The sequence below is a fragment of the Pseudomonas sp. S2_B10 genome, assembly GCF_054668425.1.
This window is the reverse complement of record NZ_CP162768.1, coordinates 1,289,915-1,310,790: the sequence shown is the minus strand read 5'-3', so window position 1 is coordinate 1,310,790 and position 20,876 is coordinate 1,289,915. Positions and strand designations below refer to the sequence as shown.

The window sequence follows — 20,876 nt, the reverse complement described above, 5'->3', positions numbered from 1 at the left end:
CTCACGGTCGTCGGGGCGGCGGGTCTTAATCGCGGATCGGTATGGTAAAGTGGCGCACTTTTTCGAGGGGACTGTCACTGTGTGGGAATTGGTCAAATCCGGCGGCTGGATGATGTTGCCGATCATTCTGAGTTCCATCGCGGCCATGGCGATCGTCGCCGAGCGCCTGTGGACACTACGCGCCAGTCGCGTCACCCCCGAGCATCTGCTGGGTCAGGTCTGGGTCTGGATCAAGGACAAGCAGCTCAACAAGGAAAAACTCAAGGAGTTGCGCGCCAACTCGCCGCTGGGGGAAATCCTCGCCGCAGGCCTGGCCAATTCCAAGCATGGTCGCGAGATCATGAAAGAGTGCATCGAAGAGGCCGCCGCGCGGGTCATTCATGAGCTCGAACGTTACATCAACGCCCTCGGCACCATCGCCGCCATGGCGCCGCTGCTCGGCCTGCTCGGCACCGTGTTGGGCATGATCGACATTTTCAGTGCCTTCACCGGCTCTGGCATGACCACCAATGCCTCGGTACTGGCCGGCGGTATTTCCAAAGCGCTGATCACGACCGCAGCGGGCCTGATGGTCGGTATTCCGGCGGTGTTCTTCCACCGCTTCCTGCAACGTCGTATCGACGAGCTGGTGGTCGGTATGGAGCAGGAAGCGATCAAACTGGTGGAAGTGGTGCAGGGCGACCGTGATGTCGATCTGGCCGAGGGCAAAGCGTGAAATTCCGTCGAAAGCCCCGGGAAACTGTAGACATCAACCTCGCGTCGCTGATTGACGTGGTGTTTATCCTGCTGCTGTTTTTCGTGGTGACTACCACCTTCACTCGGGAAACCCAGCTGCGCGTGGATCTGCCGGAAGCGGTCAGCGGTTCGCCCGCCGAAGATCAGCAGGTCAAACAGCTGGACGTCGCGATCAGTGCCGAAGGCGTGTTCTCGGTGAACAACAAGATTCTGCCGAAGAATGATCTGCCGACGCTGATGGAAGCCATGCAGAAAGAATCCAACGGCGACACCAACATGCCGCTGTCGATCAGTGCCGATGGCAAGGCCCAGCATCAATCGGTGATCACCGCCATGGACGCGGCCGGCAAGCTCGGTTTCAGCCATCTGCGCATGACCACGGTCGAGGCGGCGCCGAAATCCTGATGAGCCTGTCCGATCGCCTGCTCGCAGCGTGGTATCAGGGGCACCCGGCCCTGACGCTGCTGCGGCCGCTGGAAATGCTGTATCGCCGCGTGGTGATCAACAAGCGTCAGCGCTTTCTCGACGGTGACGGAGAGATCTACCAATCGCCCGTGCCGCTGATCGTGGTCGGCAATATCACCGTCGGTGGCACCGGCAAGACGCCGATGATTCTCTGGCTGATCGAACATTGCCGACGCCGTGGACTGCGCGTCGGCGTGGTCAGCCGCGGTTACGGCGCCAAACCGCCGCACCTGCCGTGGCGGGTCGAGGCCGAGCACAGCGCCGAGGTTGCCGGTGACGAGCCGCTGCTGATCGTCCAGCGCACTGGTGTGCCGCTGATGATCGACCCTGATCGCAGCGCCGCCGTCAAAGCCTTGATTGCCAGTGAGCCGCTGGACCTGATTCTGTCTGACGACGGCATGCAGCATTATCGCCTCGCGCGGGATCTGGAACTGGTGCTGATCGATGCCGCGCGCGGACTGGGCAATCAGCGCTGTCTGCCGGCCGGGCCGTTGCGTGAGCCGGTCGAGCGCCTGCAAAGTGTCGATGGCGTGCTGTTCAACGGTGCCCTTGATGATCGCGACGATGGTTTCGCCTTCCGCCTGCAACCCACGGCCCTGGTCAATCTGCGCAGCGGCGAACGTCAGTCACTGGAGCATTTCCCGCCGGGGCAAGCGCTGCATGCGGTGGCCGGGATCGGCAACCCGCAACGTTTCTTCAATACCCTCGAAGCGCTAGACTGGCGGCCAGTCCCGCATGCGTTTGCCGACCACGCCGAGTACAGCGTGCAGGCGTTGAATTTCACCCCGTCATTGCCGTTGGTGATGACCGAAAAGGACGCGGTGAAGTGCCGTGCCTTTGCTGCTGCCGACTGGTGGTATCTGGCGGTCGATGCCGTGCCGTCGCCGGCCTTCGTGGCCTGGTTCGACACTCAGCTGATGCGCCTGCTGCCGGATCGTCTGCTGCCTTAACTCTTTTATTTCTGGGAATGTTCATGGACACCAAATTGCTCGACATCCTCGCTTGCCCCGTGTGCAAAGGTCCGCTCAAGCTCAGTGCCGACAAGACCGAGCTGATCAGCAAGGGCGCTGGTCTGGCGTACCCGATCCGCGACGGCATCCCGGTGATGCTGGAAAGCGAAGCGCGCACCCTGACCACCGACGAGCGCCTGGATAAATGACCACAGCCTTCACCGTTGTCATCCCGTCGCGGTTCGCCTCGACCCGTCTGCCGGGCAAGCCGTTGCTGGATATTGCCGGCAAGCCGATGATCCAGCATGTCTGGGAACAGGCGAGCAAAAGCAGCGCCAGCCGTGTGGTTGTCGCGACTGACGATGCGCGCATCGTCGAGGCCTGCAGAAGCTTCGGCGCCGAAGTGGTGCTGACCCGTGAAGATCACAATTCCGGCACCGATCGTCTGGCCGAGGTCGCAGCGAAACTCGGTCTTGCGCCTGATGCGATCGTGGTCAACGTCCAGGGCGATGAGCCGTTGATTCCGCCGAGCGTGATCGACCAGGTCGCCGCCAACCTTGCTGCCCATACCCAAGCGCGCATGGCCACGCTGGCCGAGCCGATCGAAGACGTGGAAACCCTGTTCAACCCGAACGTTGTGAAGGTTTCCAGCGATATCAACGGTCTGGCCCTGACGTTCAGTCGTGCAACCTTGCCATGGGCACGCGATGCATTTGCCAAGAGCCGCGAGCAGCTGCCGGAAGGCGTGCCCTATCGCCGCCACATCGGTATTTATGCCTATCGCGCCGGGTTCCTCCACGACTTCGTGAGCTGGGGGCCGTGCTGGCTGGAAAACACCGAATCCCTCGAGCAACTGCGTGCCTTGTGGCATGGCGTGCGCATTCATGTCGCTGACGCGCTGATCGCGCCGCCGACCGGTGTCGACACCGTCGAAGACCTTGAGCGGGTTCGTCGCCTGCTGGGGGCCTGATGCGCGTTCTGTTTGTGTGCCTGGGCAACATCTGCCGTTCGCCCACCGCCGAAGGCGTGTTGCGCCACAAGTTGCGTGAAGCCGGGCTGGCAAATGTGGTCGAAGTAGCCTCCGCCGGCACCGGTGACTGGCACGTCGGTAACCCGCCGGACAAGCGCAGCCAGGCGGCAGCGAAACTGCGCGGTTATGACCTGTCGACGCAACGCGCGCAGCAGGTCAGCCGGGCCGATTTCGCCAGCTACGACCTGATTCTCGCCATGGACAACAGCAATCTGCGCAACCTCAAGGCTTTGCAGCCATCCACAGGCAGGGCCGAGCTGGATCTGTTCCTGCGTCGTTATGCCGGGCTGGTCGATGAAGTGCCGGATCCGTATTACGACGGTGATCAGGGTTTCGAGCAGGTGCTGGATCTGATCGAAGCGGCCTGCGACCAGTTGCTGATCGAAGTGAAGGGCCGTTTATGAGTTTGCAGGTGCAACCGCAAGTATCGTTGCAGGCCTTCAATACGTTCGGCGTCGATGTGCGCGCGCAGCTGTTTGCCGAAGCCCACAGTGATGACGATGTCCGCGAAGCGCTGGCCTATGCCGAGTCCCATGACGTGCCGTTACTGGTGATCGGCGGCGGGAGCAACTTGCTGCTGACGGCGGATATTCCGGCGTTGGTATTGCGCATGGCCACGCGCGGCATCCGCCTGCTCAGCGATGATGGCAGTCGCGTGGTGGTCGAGGCGGAAGCGGGCGAACCGTGGCATCCGTTCGTGCAGCACACGCTGGCCCAGGGTTTTGCCGGGCTGGAAAACCTCAGCCTGATCCCTGGCACCGTCGGCGCCGCGCCGATGCAGAATATCGGCGCCTATGGCGTCGAGATCAAGGACGTGTTTGCTGGCCTGACCGCGCTGGACCGCGAGAGCGGCGAGCTGCGTGATTTCAGTCTGGAAGACTGCAATTTCGGCTACCGCGACAGCCTGTTCAAGCAGCAGCCGGGACGTTGGCTGATTCTGCGGGTGCGCTTCAAGCTTGATCGCGCCGCGCACCTGCATCTGGAATACGGCCCGGTGCGTCAGCGCTTGAGCGAGCAGGGCATCGAGCAGCCAACGCCCACCGATGTCAGCCGCGCCATCTGCAGCATCCGCAGCGAAAAACTGCCGGACCCGGCGGTGCTCGGCAACGCCGGCAGCTTCTTCAAAAACCCGCTGGTGCCCGCCGCTGTGGTCACGCAGATCAAAACGCAGCACCCGGATCTGGTGGCTTACCCGCAAGCCGATGGGCAGATGAAACTGGCCGCTGGCTGGCTGATCGAACGCGCCGGCTGGAAAGGCTTCCGCGATGGCGATGCCGGCGTGCACAAGTTGCAGGCGCTGGTGCTGGTCAACTACGGCACGGCCACCGGCCTGCAACTGCTCGACCTGGCGCAACGTATCCAGAAAGACATCGCCGAGCGCTTCCATGTCGAACTGGAAATGGAGCCCAATCGGTATTGAGGCTACGCTTGCCTGACGCCATCCAAAGCCCTGCACTGATGAAAAAAGTGCAGGGCTTTTTTGTTAATGCTGGGTTAACTTAGCGACCTAACGATACCTACCATTTGCTCCACCCAAAGGCCCGGTGCAGACGTTCCCGTCGGCGCAAGAGAGCCTGATTAGCCTGAGTCGATCTGCGCGAACCCACCGCTGATTTTCCGGCGGCAGATTGCTCGACCCCATAACCACTAAAAATATGCGGGCGTGCCCATGATTACCCTGAAACTCAACGGTCAAGACCACTCCCTCGATGTCACCGAAGACATGCCGCTGTTGTGGGCAATTCGTGACGTCGCCGGTTACAACGGCACAAAATTTGGTTGCGGCATGGGCCTGTGCGGCGCCTGCACCATCCATATCGACGGCTTGCCGGCACGCAGTTGCATCACGCCGATCGGCTCGGTGATCGGTCAGAACGTGACCACCATCGATAATCTCCACGCCGACCCGGTAGGCAAGGTCGTGCAGCAAGCCTGGCTCGACAGTGCCGTGGCCCAATGTGGTTATTGCCAGGGCGGGCAGATCATGTCGGCCACCGCTCTGCTGAAAACCAATCCGAACCCGAGCGACGAGCAGATCGAAGAAGCCATGGTGGGCAACATCTGCCGCTGCGGCACCTACAACCGGATCAAAACCGCGATCCGCCAGGCCTCCACTCAACTGAAGGAGGTGAAGGCATGAGCCGCGTCCCGAATGATTTCGCCCTGAGCAACCTCAGCCGCCGTGGCTTTCTCAAAGGCGTCGGCGCCACCAGTGCGCTGGTCCTCGCCGCGAGCTGGGGCTGGCAGGATGCGCTGGCCGATGACGCTGCGAAGAAGTTTGGCGCCGATGGCATGCCCAATGGCTGGATCGACGATCCCAAGGTTTACGTGAGCATTGCTGCCGATGGCAGCGTCACCGTGGTGTGCAACCGTTCGGAAATGGGCCAGGGCGTGCGCACCAGCCTGAGCATGGTAGCGGCCGATGAACTCGAGGCCGATTGGGCGCAGGTCAAAGTGCAGCAGGCGCCGGGCGACGAAGTGCGCTTCGGCAACCAGGACACCGATGGTTCGCGCAGCATGCGTCACTGGTACGAGCCGATGCGTCGTTGCGGCGCCGCCGCGCGGACCATGCTCGAACAGGCGGCCGCTGCGCAGTGGAAAGTGCCGGTTGGCGAATGCCATGCGCAACTGCACAAGGTCATTCACAAACCGTCCGGCCGTGAATTGGGTTACGGCGAACTCGCCGCTGCGGCCAGTGCGCTGGCAGTACCGGCGCGTGACAGCCTGCGTCTCAAGCAGCCGTCGGAATTTCGCTACATCGGTAAGGAAGGCACCAAGGCCATCGACGGTGCCGATATCGTCAATGGCCGCGCAGTGTACGGCGCCGACGTGCATTTCGACGGCATGCTCTACGCGACTATCGCTCGTCCGGCAGTGTATGGCGGCAAGGTCAAAAGCCTCGATGACAGCGCCGCGCTGAAAGTCCCCGGCGTGCTAAAAGTCATGCAGATCGAAGGCCGGCCGTTGCCGTCAGAGTTCCAGCCACTGGGCGGCGTCGCGGTTGTGGCCAGCAATACTTGGGCGGCGATCAAGGGCCGCGAGGCGCTGAAGATCGAGTGGGACGACGGCCCGAATGCCAGTTATGACTCGATTGCCTATCGCAAGGAGCTTGAAGCGGCGTCGCTGAAGGCCGGCAAAGTGGTGCGCAACACCGGTGATATCGACAAAGCCTTGAGCGGTGCCGCCAGCACCCTCGAAGCCTCGTACTATCTGCCGCATCTGGCGCAGGCGCCGATGGAACCGATGGTTGCCATTGCCCGTTACAAGGACGGCGTGTGCGAAGCCTGGGCGCCGAGTCAGGCACCGCAGGTCACCCGCGAGCGCATCGCCGAGCGCCTGGGCGTACCGTTCGAAAAGGTCACCTTCAACGTAACGCTGCTGGGCGGTGGTTTCGGGCGCAAGTCGAAACCGGACTTCGTCGTCGAAGCGGCGATTCTCGCCAAGGAGTTTCCGGGCAAGGCTGTACGGGTGCAGTGGACGCGCGAAGACGACATCCACAATTCGTATTTCCACACCGTGTCGGCGGAATATCTGAAGGCGGGCATCGACAAGAACGGCATGCCGTCCGGCTGGCTGCATCGTACCGTGGCGCCGAGCATCACCGCGTTGTTTGCGCCGGACATGAACCATGAGGCGGCGTTCGAGCTGGGCATGGGCTTTACCAACATGGCCTATGCGATTCCCAACGTGCGCCTGGAAAACCCCGAAGCCAAGGTACACACGCGGGTTGGCTGGTATCGCTCGGTGTCGAACATTCCCCACGGCTTCGCGATTCAGAGTTTCGTCGATGAACTGGCGCACAAGGCCGGGGAAGATCCGCTCATGTACCAGATCAAATTGCTCGGCCCGGACCGGCAGATCGATCCTCGCACCTTGAGCGAAGAGTGGAACTACGGCGAATCGCCCGAGCGTTATCCGATCGACACCGGGCGCATGCGCACGGTGCTGGAAACTGCCGCCAAGGCCGCCGGTTGGGGGCGCAAACTGCCCAAGGGCCGTGGTCTCGGTCTGGCGGTGCATTACAGCTTCGTCACCTATGTCGCGGCAGTGATCGAAGTCGAGGTCAAGGACGACGGTTCGCTGATCGTGCACAAGGCCGACATCGCCGTGGACTGCGGGCCGCAGATCAACCCTGAGCGCATCCGTTCGCAGTTCGAAGGCGCGTGCGTCATGGGCCTGGGCAACGCTGTGCTCGGTGAGATCAGCTTCAAGGACGGCAAGGTCCAGCAGGACAACTTCCATATGTACGAGGTCGCGCGCATGTCGCTGGCGCCCAAGGAAGTCGCGGTGCATCTGGTCACGCCGCCGGGTGACGTGCCGTTGGGTGGCGTTGGTGAGCCGGGCGTGCCGCCGATTGCTCCGGCGCTGTGCAACGCGATCTTCGCCGCCACCGGCAAGCGTATCCGCAATCTGCCGGTGCGTTATCAGTTGCAAGGCTGGCAGAAGGCGGAGGCTTAAATGGACAGCGTCGATCTCAACGTCCTGCGCAGCGTCCTCGAGTGGCGCCGTGCCGGGCAGCGGGTGGTGCTGTTCAGCGTGGTGCAGACCTGGGGCACCGCGCCGCGCTCGCCCGGCGCCATGCTCGCCTTGCGCGAGGACGGCGTGGTGATCGGTTCGGTGTCAGGCGGCTGTGTCGAGGATGACTTGATCGCGCGGCTGCACGATGGTCCCATCGCCACCGACGGCCCGCCGGTGCAGATGATCACTTATGGCGTGACCCGCGAGGAGGCCGCGCGTTTTGGCCTGCCTTGCGGCGGCACCCTGCGCCTGACCGAAGAGCGCGTCGGCGACCCGGCGTGGGTGGCCGAGCTGCTGCAGCGTTGCGAAAACCACGAAATCGTTGCCCGTGAACTCAACATCGAAACCGGCGAGGTGCGGCTGGCTCCGGCGAGTAAAACCGATTCGCTGGTGTTCGACGGCAAGGTTCTGCGGGCGATTTACGGTCCGCGCTGGCGCTTGTTGCTGATCGGTGCCGGGCAGTTGTCGCGCTACGTCGCCGACATGGCGCGGCTGCTGGATTTCGAAGTGCTGATCTGCGATCCGCGCACCGAGTTCGTTTACGGCTGGGAAGAGCAGCATGGCCGTTTCGTCCCCGGCATGCCGGACGAGGCGGTGTTGAACATCCAGACCGACGAGCGCACGGCGATTGTCGCCTTGACTCACGATCCACGTCTGGATGACATGGCTTTGCTCACCGCGCTCGATTCGCCGGCGTTCTACGTCGGCGCGCTCGGTTCGCGGGTCAACAGCCAGAAGCGCCGGGAAAATCTGGCTCAGCTAGGCTTGTCGCAAGCATCGATTGATCGCTTGCACGGGCCGATCGGCCTGCACATCGGTAGTCATTCGCCGGCAGAGATCGCTTTGTCCTTGTTGGCGGAAATTGTTGCGATCAAGAACGGTGTGGAGTTGAAGCAGAAAAAACCGCTGGAGGGTGCATGAGCCATTCCATCGCAGTGGTCGTGCTGGCAGCAGGCGAGGGCAAGCGTTTTCGCCAGATCGCCGGTCCCGACAAAGACAAGTTGCTTGCTGATTGCACCGGGCGTGACGGCGCGGTGCGTTCGGTCATCGAGCAGGTGCTGGTGAACCTGCCGGCCAGTCTCGACAAGCGCGTACTTGTCACCACCGAAGCGCGACCCCAGGCGATGCGCATGGCCCAGGCATATGGCTGCGACGTGGTGTCAATCGAGTCGACCGGCATGGGCGACAGCATCGCCGCAGGTGTTGCCGCTTGCCCTGACGCTGATGGCTGGTTGATTGTGCTCGGCGATATGCCGTTTATCTTGCCATCGAGTATTGAGCGAGTGGTCGCGGCGATGGCTGATGATGCGGTGAGCGTGCCGGTGCTGGGTGGTGAGTTTGGCCATCCGGTGGGGTTTGGTCGTTCATTTGGCGCGCAATTGCAGGCGCTGACCGGCGATCGTGGCGCAAGGCCGTTGTTTGCGCAGGGCAGGGTGGTGGAAGTGGCGGTGGATGATCCAGGTGTGTTGTGGGATATCGATGTGCCTGAATCTTTGGGATTTCCTCATTCCTGAGCCATGTTGAAATCCCTTGTGGGAGCGAGCCTGCTCGCGAATGCGCTGGTTCAGCTACATGAATATTGTCTGACCCAGCGCTTTCGCGAGCAGGCTCGCTCCCACAAAGGTTGTGGATGATGCTGGTATCTCAGGCAATAAAAAGCCCCGCCAGGCTTTCACCGGGCGGGGCTTTTTATTGGCTTCAGGAATTACACGAGTGGTTTAGGCTCGTGCTCTTTTTCCTGGGCTTCTTCGCGCTGTTCAACCGCGTCCTGAACGGAGCGTGGTGCTTCAGCGATCACCGCTTCAACCGATGCTTCTTCCGCGACCGGGGCAGGGGCTGCCTCGATCACTTCAGCCGCAGCGGCTGGTTCGGCAGCCACTGGCGCTGCAGCGGCAGCCAGTTCGGCTTCCTTCTGCAGGCGCTCGGCTTCACGCTTGCGACGACGCACTTCACGCGGGTCGTTTGGCGCACGGCCGTTTGGCGTCAGGGCGCTGACCGGAGCCGGAGCTTCAACCACCGGGTCTGGCGCTTCGACTGCGGCTGGTGCTTCTTCAGCCTGAGCTTTTGCAACTGGTGCTTCGACAGCTGGTGCTTCAACCACTGGCTCTGGAGCCGGTTCGGCCGCTACAACTACTGGCTCGGAAACCATGGCCTGCGGTACTTCGGCTTCAGCGACTGGCGCTGGAGCTTCGGTGACGGCTGGCTCGGCAACCCAGTTGAACGCAGTCTGCTCTTCGCGAACTTCACGCACGGTTCTGGTCACGTTTTCGCTGACGGTTTCTACAGCTGGCTCAGTGATGGCCGCTGGTGCTTCGACGACAGCTTCCGGTTCGGCAGGCGCTTCAACCTGAGGCTGAGCTTCGCGGACCGGAGCGACTTCGATTTCCGGTGCAGCAGTCACTTCCACTGGAGTGGTGGCTTCGACAACCGGCGCTTCGACTGGAGCAGTTTCCAGTGTGGCGGCAGTGGCGCGTTCAGCCTGCTCGTGAGCTTCGGCTTCTGCCGGAGCGCTGATGGTGCTGCTGGCTACGGCGGCGGTGACGGCCAGGCCAGCGGCCAGATCGGCAGTGCTTGGCTCGCCAGCGTTTTCAGCGGACTCGGATTCTTCCGAACCTTCGATCACATTGCCGTTGGCATCACGTTGACGCTCGCGACGGTTGCTGCGACGACGCTGGCCACGGGAGCGACGACGTGGACGATCGCCTTCGGCGTTGTCCTGACCGTCTTCCGGCAGTTGCTCTTCGTTGTTGCTGTTCACTTCTTCTTCAGCAACGGCAGCAGCGGCCTGCTCGGCACGCGGTTGACGCTCTTCACGCGGCGGACGCGGGGCGCGTTCTTCGCGTGGCTGACGGGCCGGACGCTCTTCAGCGGTCACGGCAGCAACAGCTGCGGCTGCGGCTGGCGCGGCGTCCAGCGGCTCGCGCAGTTCACGCACGCGTTCTTCACGCTCGCCACGCGGCTTGCGATCTTCACGCGGTGCACGCGGTGCACGTTCTTCACGCGGGGCACGTGGTGCGCGCTCTTCGCGGGCTACCGGCGCTTCGCTGCGGGTTTCACGCGGCTCGCGGGCTTCGCGTGGCTGGCGCTCTTCGCGCGGCTCGCGTGGTGCGCGCTCTTCACGTGGAGCACGTTCTTCGCGCGGCTTGCGTTCTTCATCGCGGCGACCGTTGCGGTTGCGGCTCTGCTGACGACCGTTGCGACGCTCTTCGTTGCGGGCAGGACGCTCGGTGGCAGCCGGTTTCGCGACAGCGACCGGTGCGGCTGGCTCTTCCTTGGTGGCGAACAGGCTGACCAGCGACTTCACCAGGCCCTTGAACAGGCTTGGCTCAGGTGCGGCAACCGATGCCGGAGCAGGTGCGGCAGGTGCAACTTCAGTCGGCACCGGTGCGTTGGCACGGGCCGGCGCAGTTTTCACTGCAGCTTCCTGGCGAACCAGAGTGCGGGTCGCAGCGGCTGGCTGGACTTCTTCGACTTCGGCAGCGGCCGCAGCGATTTCGTAGCTGGACTGGTTGGTCGCGGCTTCCGGGCTGTCGTCACGCAGGCGCTGAACTTCGAAGTGCGGCGTCTCGAGGTGATCGTTCGGCAGAATGACGATACGGGCACGGGTGCGCAGTTCGATCTTGGTGATCGAGTTGCGTTTTTCGTTGAGCAGGAACGCAGCGACCGGGATCGGCACTTGCGCGCGAACTTCGGCGGTGCGGTCTTTCAGGGCTTCTTCTTCGATCAGGCGCAGGATGGCCAGCGACAGCGATTCAACGTCACGGATGATGCCGGTGCCGTTGCAACGCGGGCAGACGATGCCGCTGCTTTCGCCCAGCGATGGACGCAGGCGCTGACGGGACATTTCCAGCAGACCGAAACGCGAGATGCGGCCGATCTGCACACGGGCGCGGTCAGCTTCCAGGCATTCGCGGACTTTCTCTTCCACGGCGCGCTGGTTCTTGGCCGGGGTCATGTCGATGAAGTCGATGACGATCAGGCCGCCGATGTCGCGCAGGCGCAACTGACGGGCGATTTCTTCGGCGGCTTCAAGGTTGGTCTGCAGCGCGGTTTCTTCGATATCGCTGCCTTTGGTGGCGCGCGCCGAGTTGATGTCGATGGACACCAGGGCTTCGGTCGGATCGATGACGATGGAGCCGCCGGAAGGCAGTTCGACGACGCGCTGGAACGCGGTCTCGATCTGGCTTTCGATCTGGAAACGGTTGAACAGTGGCACGCTGTCTTCGTACAGCTTGATCTTGCTGGCGTACTGCGGCATCACCTGGCGGATGAAGGTCAGGGCTTCGTCCTGGGCTTCAACGCTGTCGATCAGCACTTCGCCGATGTCCTGGCGCAGGTAATCGCGGATGGCGCGGATGATCACGTTGCTTTCCTGGTAAATCAGGAATGGCGCGGAGCGATCCAGCGAGGCTTCTTTGATGGCGGTCCACAGTTGCAGCAGGTAGTCGAGGTCCCACTGCATTTCTTCGCTGCTGCGGCCCAGGCCGGCAGTGCGCACGATCAGACCCATGTCGGCCGGAGCAACCAGACCGTTCAGCGCTTCACGCAGTTCGTTGCGTTCTTCGCCTTCGATGCGACGGGAGATGCCGCCGGCACGCGGGTTGTTCGGCATCAGTACGAGGTAACGACCGGCCAGGCTGATGAAGGTGGTCAGGGCGGCGCCCTTGTTCCCACGTTCTTCTTTCTCGACCTGAACGATGACTTCCTGGCCTTCGCTCAGGACGTCCTTGATGTTGACGCGGCCTTCGGGGGCTTTCTTGAAGTATTCGCGGGAGATTTCTTTGAGGGGCAGGAAGCCGTGGCGCTCGGAGCCGAAATCGACAAAGGCAGCCTCAAGGCTTGGTTCGATGCGAGTGATACGGCCTTTATAGATGTTGGCCTTTTTCTGCTCGCGTGCACCGGATTCGATGTCCAGGTCGTAGAGGCGTTGGCCATCTACCAGTGCAACACGCAACTCTTCGGGTTGAGTTGCGTTAATCAGCATTCTTTTCATGTAGTACCGTCGGTTTCCGGGCTGCCGGAAACGGCGTTCGGCACACACGACTTCTCACGGTCGGTGTCAGGTGCGTCGGGAGTGGTTGGCCATTCCCGTGTCCAGCGATGTGCGGCCAATTGGGCCGATACCGCGACGTACGCGTCCTGCTTGCTGTGGCTACTTAAGCACTCAGTCAGGAGGAGGAATCAACCAGCGGCTGTGGACGAGATGAAGCGTCTTGATCAAAGCTTGTTGCTACACAGTCCGGCGGTTGTGCATCTCCACCCTACACGTATCCCTGATAATTCGGGTGCTGCCGCGCGCAGAATCCGCAGCGGGTTGGCATTTACCGTGAGCTCCGAAAGGGGAGGTCACGCATCATGGCTAATTCAGGCGATGTTTCCGAAGCAATCGCTCGGGGTCATTCGCAGTCGACTGCACTTTGTGAACTGGCCTCGAATGTCGCCTGCCTGGCGAGTCAGAACTCTGCCCGGCGGTGTAATTCAGGCCTCATGTCACCTGCGCTCGTTACAACCGCAAACTCCACCGTTACGTAGCGAAAGCCCCGTAGGACGGCCTCGCGCCCTGGTGAATTGCGTTGGTCAGGGCCGGTCTTTGACCGTGGTTCCGCTGTCCAGGCCGCTTTTGGCGGCGTTCGCGACTATAGCAGCAATGATTAAGTGCTTCAATTCCATAAAAATTGTTATCATCCGCGGCATGACAACTACTGCCCCTTCGACTCCAGGCGTTCAACTGCTTGAAGTCTCGCCGGAGTATGCCGGCCAACGAATCGACAACTTTCTCCTCGCCCGGCTCAAAGGCGTGCCCAAGACCTTGATTTACCGCATTTTGCGCAAAGGCGAAGTGCGCGTGAACAAAGGTCGGATCAAGCCCGAATACAAGCTGCAGGCCGGCGATATCGTGCGCGTGCCGCCGGTTCGCGTGCCTGAGCGCGACGAACCGGTGCCGCTGGCCCAGGGGCTGTTGCAGCGCCTGGAAGCCTCGATCGTCTTCGAAGACAAAGCCCTGATCGTGATCAACAAGCCCGCCGGCATTGCGGTGCATGGCGGCAGCGGGCTGAATTTCGGCGTGATCGAAGCCTTTCGTCAGTTGCGTCCCGACGCCAAGGAACTGGAGCTGGTTCACCGTCTCGACCGTGACACCTCCGGCCTGCTGATGATCGCCAAAAAACGCAGCATGTTGCGCCACCTGCACGAGCAGTTGCGCGGCGATGGCGTCGACAAGCGCTACATGGCGCTGGTCCGTGGCAACTGGGCAACCTCGATCAAGCAGGTTCGCGCTCCGCTGCTCAAGAGCAATCTGCGTTCCGGCGAGCGCATGGTCGAAGTCAATGACGAGGGCAAAGAAGCCCTGACGCTGTTCAAGGTGCTGCGCCGCTTCGGTGATTTTGCCACCATGGTCGAAGCTAAACCGGTTACCGGTCGTACCCACCAGATTCGCGTGCACACCTTGCATGCTGGCCATTGCATTGCCGGTGACAGTAAGTATGGCGACGAGGATTTCACCAAGGAAATCCGCGATCTGGGCGGTAAGCGCCTGTTCCTGCACGCTTACATGCTGACCGTGCCGCTACCCGACGGCGGCAAGCTGAATCTGCAAGCGCCCGTCGATGAAATGTGGGCCAAGACCGTGGAGCGATTGAGTGCGCCCATCTGATTACAAGCTGCTGATTTTCGACTGGGACGGCACCCTTGCCGATTCCATCCATCGGATCGTCGAGGCCATGCACTCGGCGTCCGGGCGTTCCGGTTTCGAGCTGCGCGATGACTTCGCTGTCAAAGGCATCATCGGTCTCGGCTTGCCGGAGGCGATTCGCACGCTGTACCCCGAAATCAGCGCCGCAGAAATGCTCGCGTTTCGTGAGTATTACGCCGATCACTACATCGCTGCCGAAGCCGTGCCGTCGCCGCTGTTCGAGGGCGTGGTCGAGTCGATGGCATCGTTTCGCGAGCAGGGTTATCACCTGGCGGTAGCGACGGGCAAGAACCGTCGCGGACTGGATCGGGTGCTCAAGGCCAATGGCTGGGAAGATTATTTCGATATCACCCGCGCCGCCGATGAAACTGCCAGCAAGCCACACCCTCTGATGCTTGAGCAGATCGTCAGCCACTGCGGCGTACGTCCGGAGCAGGCGTTGATGGTCGGCGATTCGTCGTTCGATCTGCTGATGGCACGCAACGCGGGGATGGATTCGGTGGCGGTCAGTTACGGCGCGCAATCGATCGAGTCCCTGCAACAGTTCGAGCCGCGCCTGTCGATCGACCGTTTTTCTGAATTGCACGCCTGGCTGGGTCAGCAGGCTTAATACGTTTTTGCTGGGGTAGATGGCATGACCGACGAATGGAAAGCACCGGCCAAGGCAAGTGCCGACGACGGTGACGCGAAAAGCTGGAAGCTGTTGGAAAAGACTTTGCTGGCCGGCGTGCAGGAACAACGCCGTTCGCGGCGCTGGGGGATTTTCTTCAAGCTGCTGACGTTTGTTTATCTGTTTGTTGCGCTGCTGCTGTTCACGCCGCTGATGGACATGGAAAAAACCGCCACCCGCGGCCCGAACTACACGGCGTTGATCGAGATCGACGGTGTAATCGCCGACAAGGAGCCGGCCAGCGCCGACAATATCGTTGGCAGCCTGCGTGCGGCGTTCGAAGACAAAAAGGTCAAGGGCGTGGTCCTGCGCATCAATAGCCCGGGCGGCAGTCCGGTGCAGTCTGGCTATGTCTATGACGAGATCAAGCGTCTGCGTGGGTTGCATCCGGAGATCAAGCTTTACGCAGTGATTTCCGATCTTGGTGCTTCGGGCGCCTATTACATCGCCAGCGCGGCGGATCAGATCTATGCCGACAAGGCCAGTCTGGTCGGCTCGATCGGCGTGACGGCGGCGGGTTACGGTTTCGTTGGCACCATGGAAAAACTCGGGGTTGAGCGCCGCACCTATACCTCGGGCGAGCACAAGGCATTCCTGGATCCGTTCCAGCCGCAAAAGCCTGAAGAAATCGCATTCTGGCAAAGCGTGCTGGACACCACGCACAAGCAGTTCATCAACAGCGTCAAGCAGGGCCGTGGCGATCGTCTGAAGGACAAAGAGCATCCGGAGCTGTTTTCCGGGCTGGTCTGGTCGGGTGAGCAGGCGCTGCCGCTAGGCCTGATCGATGGCTTGGGCAATGCCAGTTCGGTGGCGCGTGATGTGATTGGCGAGAAGGAGCTGGTGGACTTCACCGTGCAGGAATCGCCGTTCGATCGCTTCTCGAAAAAGCTCGGCGCCAGCGTGGCCGAGCAGTTGGCGATGTGGATGGGGTTTCACGGGCCTTCGTTGCGGTAAATCGTTTCAAGGTCGGAAGATCGCAGGTCAACGGCAGCTCTTGCACAATCGGTGTAGGAGCTGCCGAAGGCTGCGATCTTTTGCTTTTAAGGGATTTGCACACCCTCGACCAACAACATATCGATCAGGCGAATCAGCGGCAGGCCGATCAGGCTGGTGGCATCCGGGCCTTCGGTCGATTGAAACAGGCTTACGCCGAGTCCCTCGGCCTTGAAGCTGCCGGCGCAGTCGTACGGCTGCTCGATGCGCAGATAGCGCTCGATGCGTGCCTGATCCAGCTGGCGCATGTGCACGGTAAACGGCACGCAGTCGACCTGGCATTGCCCGGTCTGGCTGTTGAGCAGCGCCAGGCCGGTCAGGAAGGTCACGCTCGCGCCGCTCGCCGCCATCAATTGCTCGCGAGCCTTCTCGAAGGTGTGCGGCTTGCCGATGATCTGTTCGCCGAGGACGGCAACCTGATCCGAGCCAATGATCAGATGAGCAGGGTGGCTGTCCGCCAAGGCCCGGGCCTTTTCTTCGGCGAGACGTTTGACCAGATCGATTGCGGACTCGCCCGGGCGGTGGCTTTCGTCGATGTCCGGCGAGCTGCAGACGAACGGCAGGTGCAGGCGGGCGAGCAATTCGCGGCGATAAGTCGAGCTTGAAGCGAGTAATAAAGGCAGCATGGACGTCTCCTGAGGCAGGTGCGGATTCTAGCGGAGGCGCGCAAGTGACGGACAGGGCACAATTTCCTTTGACATGGTTGGGTGCATCCCTATAATGCTGCGCCTATGTTGAATGACCCGATTCCACCTCACGTTGACCCGCGCAAATTGGCTGACCGTGGCACCACCCTTCAAGGTGAACTGCTGCTGGCCGATTTGAAGAGACTCTGCGACCCGCTTTCCGACGATGTCGGTACGGTGCAGGCCAAATTCGTTTTTGAACGAGATGAACGTAAGTCTGTGGTCATCCACAGCTTTATCGACACCGAAGTCAAAATGGTTTGCCAGCGTTGTCTTGAGCTGGTCACCCTGCCGATCCACAGCGAATGCAGTTACGCGGTGGTGAAGGAGGGTGCGAATACCCAGTCGTTGCCGAAAGGTTATGACGTGCTGGAACTGGGCGAAGATCCATTGGATCTGCAGTCACTGATCGAGGAGGAGCTTCTGCTCGCCTTGCCCATTGTGCCTGCTCATCATCCGGAAGAATGCCAGCAGCCGGCGGGAGCAGATGAGCCCGAACCGAGCGAGGACGAGGTAACGCGGTCCAACCCGTTCAGTGTATTGGCGCAGTTAAAGCGTGACCCAAACGTTTAGGAGTTAATCAATTATGGCTGTTCAGCAGAACAAAAAATCCCGCTCTGCCCGTGACATGCGCCGTTCGCACGACGCTCTCGAGGCTAGCACCCTGTCTGTAGAAAAAACCACTGGTGAAGTTCACCTGCGTCACCACGTATCGCCAGAAGGCGTTTACCGTGGCCGTAAAGTGATCGACAAGGGCGCTGACGAGTAATCACTTGTCTGCTCAAGTCATCGCGATTGACGCAATGGGCGGGGACTTCGGTCCCCGCAGCATTGTTCAGGCCAGTCTCGCTTGCCTGTCTGCTACACCCTCGCTGCACCTGACCCTCGTCGGTCAACCCTCCCTTCTTGAAGAACTGATCCACGGCCAGTCGGCTGCCGATCGCGCGCGCCTGACGATTGTCGCGGCGAGCGAAGTCATCACCATGGACGAAAAACCCGCCCAAGCCCTGCGTGGCAAGCCGGATTCGTCGATGCGTGTAGCCCTTGAACTGCTGCGCGATGGCAAGGTGCAGGCCTGTGTCAGTGCCGGCAATACGGGTGCGTTGATGGCCTTGTCGCGATTCGTGCTGAAGACATTGCCCGGCATTGATCGGCCGGCCATGGTCGCGGCGATTCCGACGCAGACCGGTTATTGCCAGCTGCTCGATCTGGGCGCCAACGTCGATTGCAGTGCCGAGCACCTGTTGCAGTTTGCGGTGATGGGCTCGGTCGCTGCGCAGACCCTGGGTATCGCCCGTCCGCGTGTGGCACTGCTGAACATCGGCACTGAAGACATCAAGGGCAATCAGCAGGTCAAACTGGCCGCCACGTTGTTGCAGGCTGCGCGCGGGATCAACTACATCGGTTTTATCGAGGGCGACGGCTTGTATCGCGGCGAGGCCGATGTGGTGGTGTGTGACGGCTTCGTCGGCAACATCCTGCTCAAGTCCAGCGAAGGTCTGGCGACGATGATTGCTGCGCGGATCGAGGCTTTGTTCAAGAAAAACTTCGCTTCGCGCGCTGTCGGCGTTCTCGCGCTGCCGTTGATGAAGCGTCTGCAGGCCGACCTGGCCCCGGCGCGGCATAATGGCGCAAGCTTTCTCGGCTTGCAGGGCATCGTCGTGAAAAGCCACGGATCGGCCGGGGTACAGGGCTTTCAGAGTGCCATTCAACGGGCGCTGATCGAGATTCAAGAGAACCTCCCCGAGCGTCTCCACGGTCGTCTGGAGGAGCTGTTGTCTTAGGCGTTTTCGTCGGACAATGCTTAAATGTGACCGCCCGGTTCAAAGGGCCATCCAAACTGTCAGTTTCTGGCGTCCCCAACAGGGCGTTATTTTCCGACGACAAGATCATTAGGGGCTTGTTACATGTCTGCTTCCCTCGCATTCGTCTTTCCAGGACAGGGTTCGCAGTCCCTCGGCATGCTGGCCGAGCTGGGCGCGCAACATCCGCTGATCCTCGAAACCTTTCAAGAAGCCTCTGCTGCGCTGGGCTACGACCTGTGGGCACTGACCCAACAGGGTCCGGAAGAGCTGCTCAATCAAACCGACAAAACCCAACCAGCCATTCTGACCGCTTCGATCGCCCTGTGGCGTCTGTGGCTGGCCGAAGGCGGCGCGCGTCCGGCGTTTGTCGCCGGCCACAGCCTGGGTGAATACAGCGCGCTGGTTGCCGCCGGCAGCCTGACCCTGGCTGACGCGGTCAAGCTCGTCGAGCGCCGTGGCCAGTTGATGCAGGAAGCGGTGCCGGCCGGGCAAGGCGGCATGGCCGCGATCCTCGGCCTGGAAGATGCCGACGTGCTGGCTGCCTGCGCCGAAGCGGCGCAAGGCGAAGTCGTCAGCGCAGTGAATTTCAACTCGCCGGGCCAAGTGGTGATCGCCGGTGCCAAGGCGGCCGTCGAGCGCGCCATCGAGGGTTGCAAGGCCCGTGGTGCCAAGCGCGCCATGCCATTGCCGGTGAGCGTGCCGTCGCACTGCGAGCTGATGCGTCCGGCTGCCGAGCGTTTCGCCGTATCCATCGCCGCCATCGACTGGCAGGCGCCGCAGATCCCGGTGGTGCAGAACGTCAGCGCACAAGTGCCAGCCGATCTGGAAACCCTCAAGCGCGATCTGCTCGAACAGCTCTACAAGCCAGTGCGCTGGGTTGAATCGGTGCAGACTTTGGCCGCCAAGGGCGCGACCAATCTGGTTGAATGCGGCCCGGGCAAAGTCCTCGCTGGCCTGAACAAACGTTGCGCCGAAGGCGTTTCGACTTCCAATCTCAATACCCCAGACGCCTTCGCTGCCGCTCGCGCAGCGCAGGCCTGAATCAGGAGAAACTTGCATGAGTCTGCAAGGTAAAGTTGCACTGGTTACCGGTGCAAGCCGCGGCATCGGCCAGGCCATCGCGCTGGAACTGGGTCGTCAGGGCGCCATCGTTGTCGGCACCGCGACCTCCGCGTCGGGCGCCGAGCGCATTGCCGCGACCCTGAAGGAAAACGGTATCCAGGGCGCCGGTTTCGAACTCAATGTCACCAGCGACGAATCGGTCAGCGCCGTGCTGGCAGGCATTCAGGAGCAGTTCGGTGCGCCGGTGGCGATTCTGGTCAATAATGCCGGTATCACCCGCGATAACCTGATGATGCGCATGAAAGACGACGAGTGGTACGACGTGATCGATACCAACTTGAACAGTCTGTATCGCCTGTCCAAGGGCGTTTTGCGTGGCATGACCAAGGCGCGCTGGGGTCGAATTATCAGTATTGGCTCGGTAGTGGGTGCCATGGGCAACGCCGGCCAAGTAAACTATGCAGCCGCCAAGGCCGGTCTGGAAGGTTTCAGCCGGGCGATGGCGCGTGAAGTCGGTTCGCGTTCGATTACGGTCAACTCGGTAACCCCAGGGTTCATCGACACCGATATGACCCGCGAGCTGCCTGAAGCACAGCGTGAAGCCTTGCAGACGCAGATTCCGCTGGGTCGTCTGGGGCAAGCTCAAGAGATCGCGTCCGTGGTCGCTTTTCTTGCATCCGACGGTGCGGCATACGTTACCGGGGCTACAATCCCGGTGAACGGTGGGATGTACATGTAAGTAAAATGTGACGGATTGCTTCAAAAAATGTCATACGAGCTGTCTAAAATCCGTTATAAAGCTGCAATCTATTTATAGGCAGAGGGCCGCAGGGTTTGAGGAGTGAAGCTTTCAGTTGAAAAACTGAAAAGGCTTTCTATACACTTACCCACTGGCCAGCTGCCTGAATTTGTCCATTAGGAGTGAAAACAAGGTATGAGCACCATCGAAGAGCGCGTCAAGAAAATCGTTGCCGAGCAACTGGGTGTTAAAGAAGAAGAAGTGGTCAACACCGCTTCCTTCGTAGAAGACCTGGGTGCCGACTCCCTTGACACCGTTGAGCTGGTGATGGCTCTGGAAGAGGAATTCGAGACCGAAATCCCTGACGAAGAAGCTGAAAAGATCACTACTGTACAAGCTGCAATCGACTACGTTACCAGCCACCAGGCGTAATAGTTTGTAATCGTTGCTTGCTGTCATGGAAAAACCGCACTGCCATCATGGCGTGCGGTTTTTTCTTTAGGCCTGATGCAAAGTCGTCATTTGAAAAAGG

The 20,876-nt window shown here is 61.1% G+C and carries 22 protein-coding genes; 20 read left to right on the top strand and 2 right to left on the bottom strand.

The annotated features are described in order from the left end of the window. Positions 1-79 precede the first annotated feature (79 nt). The 11 genes from AB4O45_RS05750 (at position 80) to AB4O45_RS05700 (ending at position 9,212) form a co-directional block, all read left to right on the top strand. Positions 80-715 carry a MotA/TolQ/ExbB proton channel family protein gene (locus AB4O45_RS05750; RefSeq protein WP_016771007.1) on the top strand — a complete coding sequence of 212 codons (636 nt, stop codon included), beginning with the start codon at positions 80-82 and terminating at the stop codon, positions 713-715. Next, entirely contained in the window at positions 712-1,140 is a 429-nt protein-coding gene (locus AB4O45_RS05745) for an ExbD/TolR family protein (RefSeq protein WP_041479458.1), read from the top strand. The genes AB4O45_RS05750 and AB4O45_RS05745 overlap by 4 nt, the downstream gene beginning before the upstream one ends. Next, a complete protein-coding gene (gene lpxK / locus AB4O45_RS05740) occupies positions 1,140-2,150 on the top strand; it encodes a tetraacyldisaccharide 4'-kinase (protein ID WP_252886646.1) in 1,011 nt (336 codons plus the stop codon). Before AB4O45_RS05745 ends, lpxK begins: the two co-directional genes overlap by 1 nt. 23 nt (positions 2,151-2,173) lie before the next feature. Further along, on the top strand, positions 2,174-2,359 hold the full coding sequence (locus AB4O45_RS05735; protein ID WP_003179363.1) for a Trm112 family protein: 186 nt from the start codon (positions 2,174-2,176) through the stop codon (positions 2,357-2,359). Further along, on the top strand, positions 2,356-3,120 hold the full coding sequence (gene kdsB, locus AB4O45_RS05730) for a 3-deoxy-manno-octulosonate cytidylyltransferase (RefSeq protein WP_236168395.1): 765 nt from the start codon (positions 2,356-2,358) through the stop codon (positions 3,118-3,120). Before AB4O45_RS05735 ends, kdsB begins: the two co-directional genes overlap by 4 nt. Continuing rightward, complete coding sequence (locus AB4O45_RS05725) at positions 3,120-3,584, top strand: low molecular weight protein-tyrosine-phosphatase (protein ID WP_095181615.1); 465 nt, start codon at positions 3,120-3,122, stop codon at positions 3,582-3,584. The genes kdsB and AB4O45_RS05725 overlap by 1 nt, the downstream gene beginning before the upstream one ends. Then, positions 3,581-4,600 (top strand): UDP-N-acetylmuramate dehydrogenase, encoded by a 1,020-nt coding sequence (murB, locus tag AB4O45_RS05720; RefSeq protein WP_460161183.1) that lies wholly within the window; start codon positions 3,581-3,583, stop codon positions 4,598-4,600. Before AB4O45_RS05725 ends, murB begins: the two co-directional genes overlap by 4 nt. A gap of 249 nt (positions 4,601-4,849) precedes the next feature. Continuing rightward, on the top strand, positions 4,850-5,320 hold the full coding sequence (locus tag AB4O45_RS05715) for a (2Fe-2S)-binding protein (protein WP_041479453.1): 471 nt from the start codon (positions 4,850-4,852) through the stop codon (positions 5,318-5,320). Next, positions 5,317-7,638, top strand: coding sequence for a xanthine dehydrogenase family protein molybdopterin-binding subunit (locus tag AB4O45_RS05710; protein ID WP_460161182.1), 2,322 nt, complete (start codon positions 5,317-5,319; stop codon positions 7,636-7,638). Before AB4O45_RS05715 ends, AB4O45_RS05710 begins: the two co-directional genes overlap by 4 nt. Next, the gene (locus AB4O45_RS05705; protein WP_460161181.1) at positions 7,639-8,619 is read left to right on the top strand and encodes an XdhC family protein; all 981 of its coding nucleotides are present in this window, start codon (positions 7,639-7,641) and stop codon (positions 8,617-8,619) included. It abuts the gene before it with no gap. After that, entirely contained in the window at positions 8,616-9,212 is a 597-nt protein-coding gene (locus AB4O45_RS05700; protein WP_460161180.1) for a nucleotidyltransferase family protein, read from the top strand. Before AB4O45_RS05705 ends, AB4O45_RS05700 begins: the two co-directional genes overlap by 4 nt. Positions 9,213-9,403: 191 nt before the next feature. On the opposite strand, the gene rne is transcribed toward AB4O45_RS05700, so the two are convergent. After that, entirely contained in the window at positions 9,404-12,691 is a 3,288-nt protein-coding gene (gene rne, locus AB4O45_RS05695) for a ribonuclease E (RefSeq protein WP_460161179.1), read from the bottom strand. 699 nt (positions 12,692-13,390) lie between these two features. On the opposite strand from rne, the gene rluC reads away from it, so the two are divergent. From rluC to sppA, 3 genes are read left to right on the top strand one after another with little or no spacing between them, the layout of a single operon-like run. After that, positions 13,391-14,350: a 23S rRNA pseudouridine(955/2504/2580) synthase RluC gene (gene rluC / locus AB4O45_RS05690; RefSeq protein WP_016770994.1), complete on the top strand. Its 960-nt coding sequence runs from the start codon at positions 13,391-13,393 to the stop codon at positions 14,348-14,350. Continuing rightward, positions 14,337-14,999, top strand: a complete 663-nt coding sequence (locus AB4O45_RS05685; protein ID WP_460161178.1) for an HAD-IA family hydrolase — start codon at positions 14,337-14,339, stop codon at positions 14,997-14,999. The genes rluC and AB4O45_RS05685 overlap by 14 nt, the downstream gene beginning before the upstream one ends. Before the next feature lie 24 nt (positions 15,000-15,023). After that, positions 15,024-16,013 (top strand): signal peptide peptidase SppA, encoded by a 990-nt coding sequence (sppA, locus tag AB4O45_RS05680; RefSeq protein ID WP_460161177.1) that lies wholly within the window; start codon positions 15,024-15,026, stop codon positions 16,011-16,013. An 86-nt stretch (positions 16,014-16,099) separates the two neighbouring features. Here the strand turns inward: sppA and AB4O45_RS05675 are convergent, their stop codons facing one another. Beyond that, the gene (locus AB4O45_RS05675) at positions 16,100-16,678 is read right to left on the bottom strand and encodes a Maf family protein (protein ID WP_071173215.1); all 579 of its coding nucleotides are present in this window, start codon (positions 16,676-16,678) and stop codon (positions 16,100-16,102) included. A gap of 105 nt (positions 16,679-16,783) precedes the next feature. Here AB4O45_RS05675 and AB4O45_RS05670 point away from each other — a divergent pair, with 105 nt between their 5' ends. The 6 genes from AB4O45_RS05670 (at position 16,784) to acpP (ending at position 20,776) form a co-directional block, all read left to right on the top strand. Beyond that, positions 16,784-17,311: a YceD family protein gene (locus tag AB4O45_RS05670; RefSeq protein WP_003204262.1), complete on the top strand. Its 528-nt coding sequence runs from the start codon at positions 16,784-16,786 to the stop codon at positions 17,309-17,311. Positions 17,312-17,324: 13 nt separating this feature from the next. Beyond that, positions 17,325-17,507: a 50S ribosomal protein L32 gene (gene rpmF, locus AB4O45_RS05665; protein ID WP_003179396.1), complete on the top strand. Its 183-nt coding sequence runs from the start codon at positions 17,325-17,327 to the stop codon at positions 17,505-17,507. Between the two features lie 4 nt (positions 17,508-17,511). Beyond that, positions 17,512-18,522 carry a phosphate acyltransferase PlsX gene (gene plsX, locus AB4O45_RS05660; protein WP_082530305.1) on the top strand — a complete coding sequence of 337 codons (1,011 nt, stop codon included), beginning with the start codon at positions 17,512-17,514 and terminating at the stop codon, positions 18,520-18,522. 123 nt (positions 18,523-18,645) lie between these two features. After that, entirely contained in the window at positions 18,646-19,584 is a 939-nt protein-coding gene (gene fabD, locus AB4O45_RS05655) for an ACP S-malonyltransferase (protein WP_460161176.1), read from the top strand. 16 nt (positions 19,585-19,600) lie between these two features. After that, complete coding sequence (gene fabG, locus AB4O45_RS05650) at positions 19,601-20,344, top strand: 3-oxoacyl-ACP reductase FabG (protein WP_016770989.1); 744 nt, start codon at positions 19,601-19,603, stop codon at positions 20,342-20,344. A gap of 195 nt (positions 20,345-20,539) precedes the next feature. Beyond that, positions 20,540-20,776: an acyl carrier protein gene (acpP, locus tag AB4O45_RS05645; RefSeq protein ID WP_003175607.1), complete on the top strand. Its 237-nt coding sequence runs from the start codon at positions 20,540-20,542 to the stop codon at positions 20,774-20,776. The last annotated feature ends 100 nt before the right edge of the window (positions 20,777-20,876 follow it).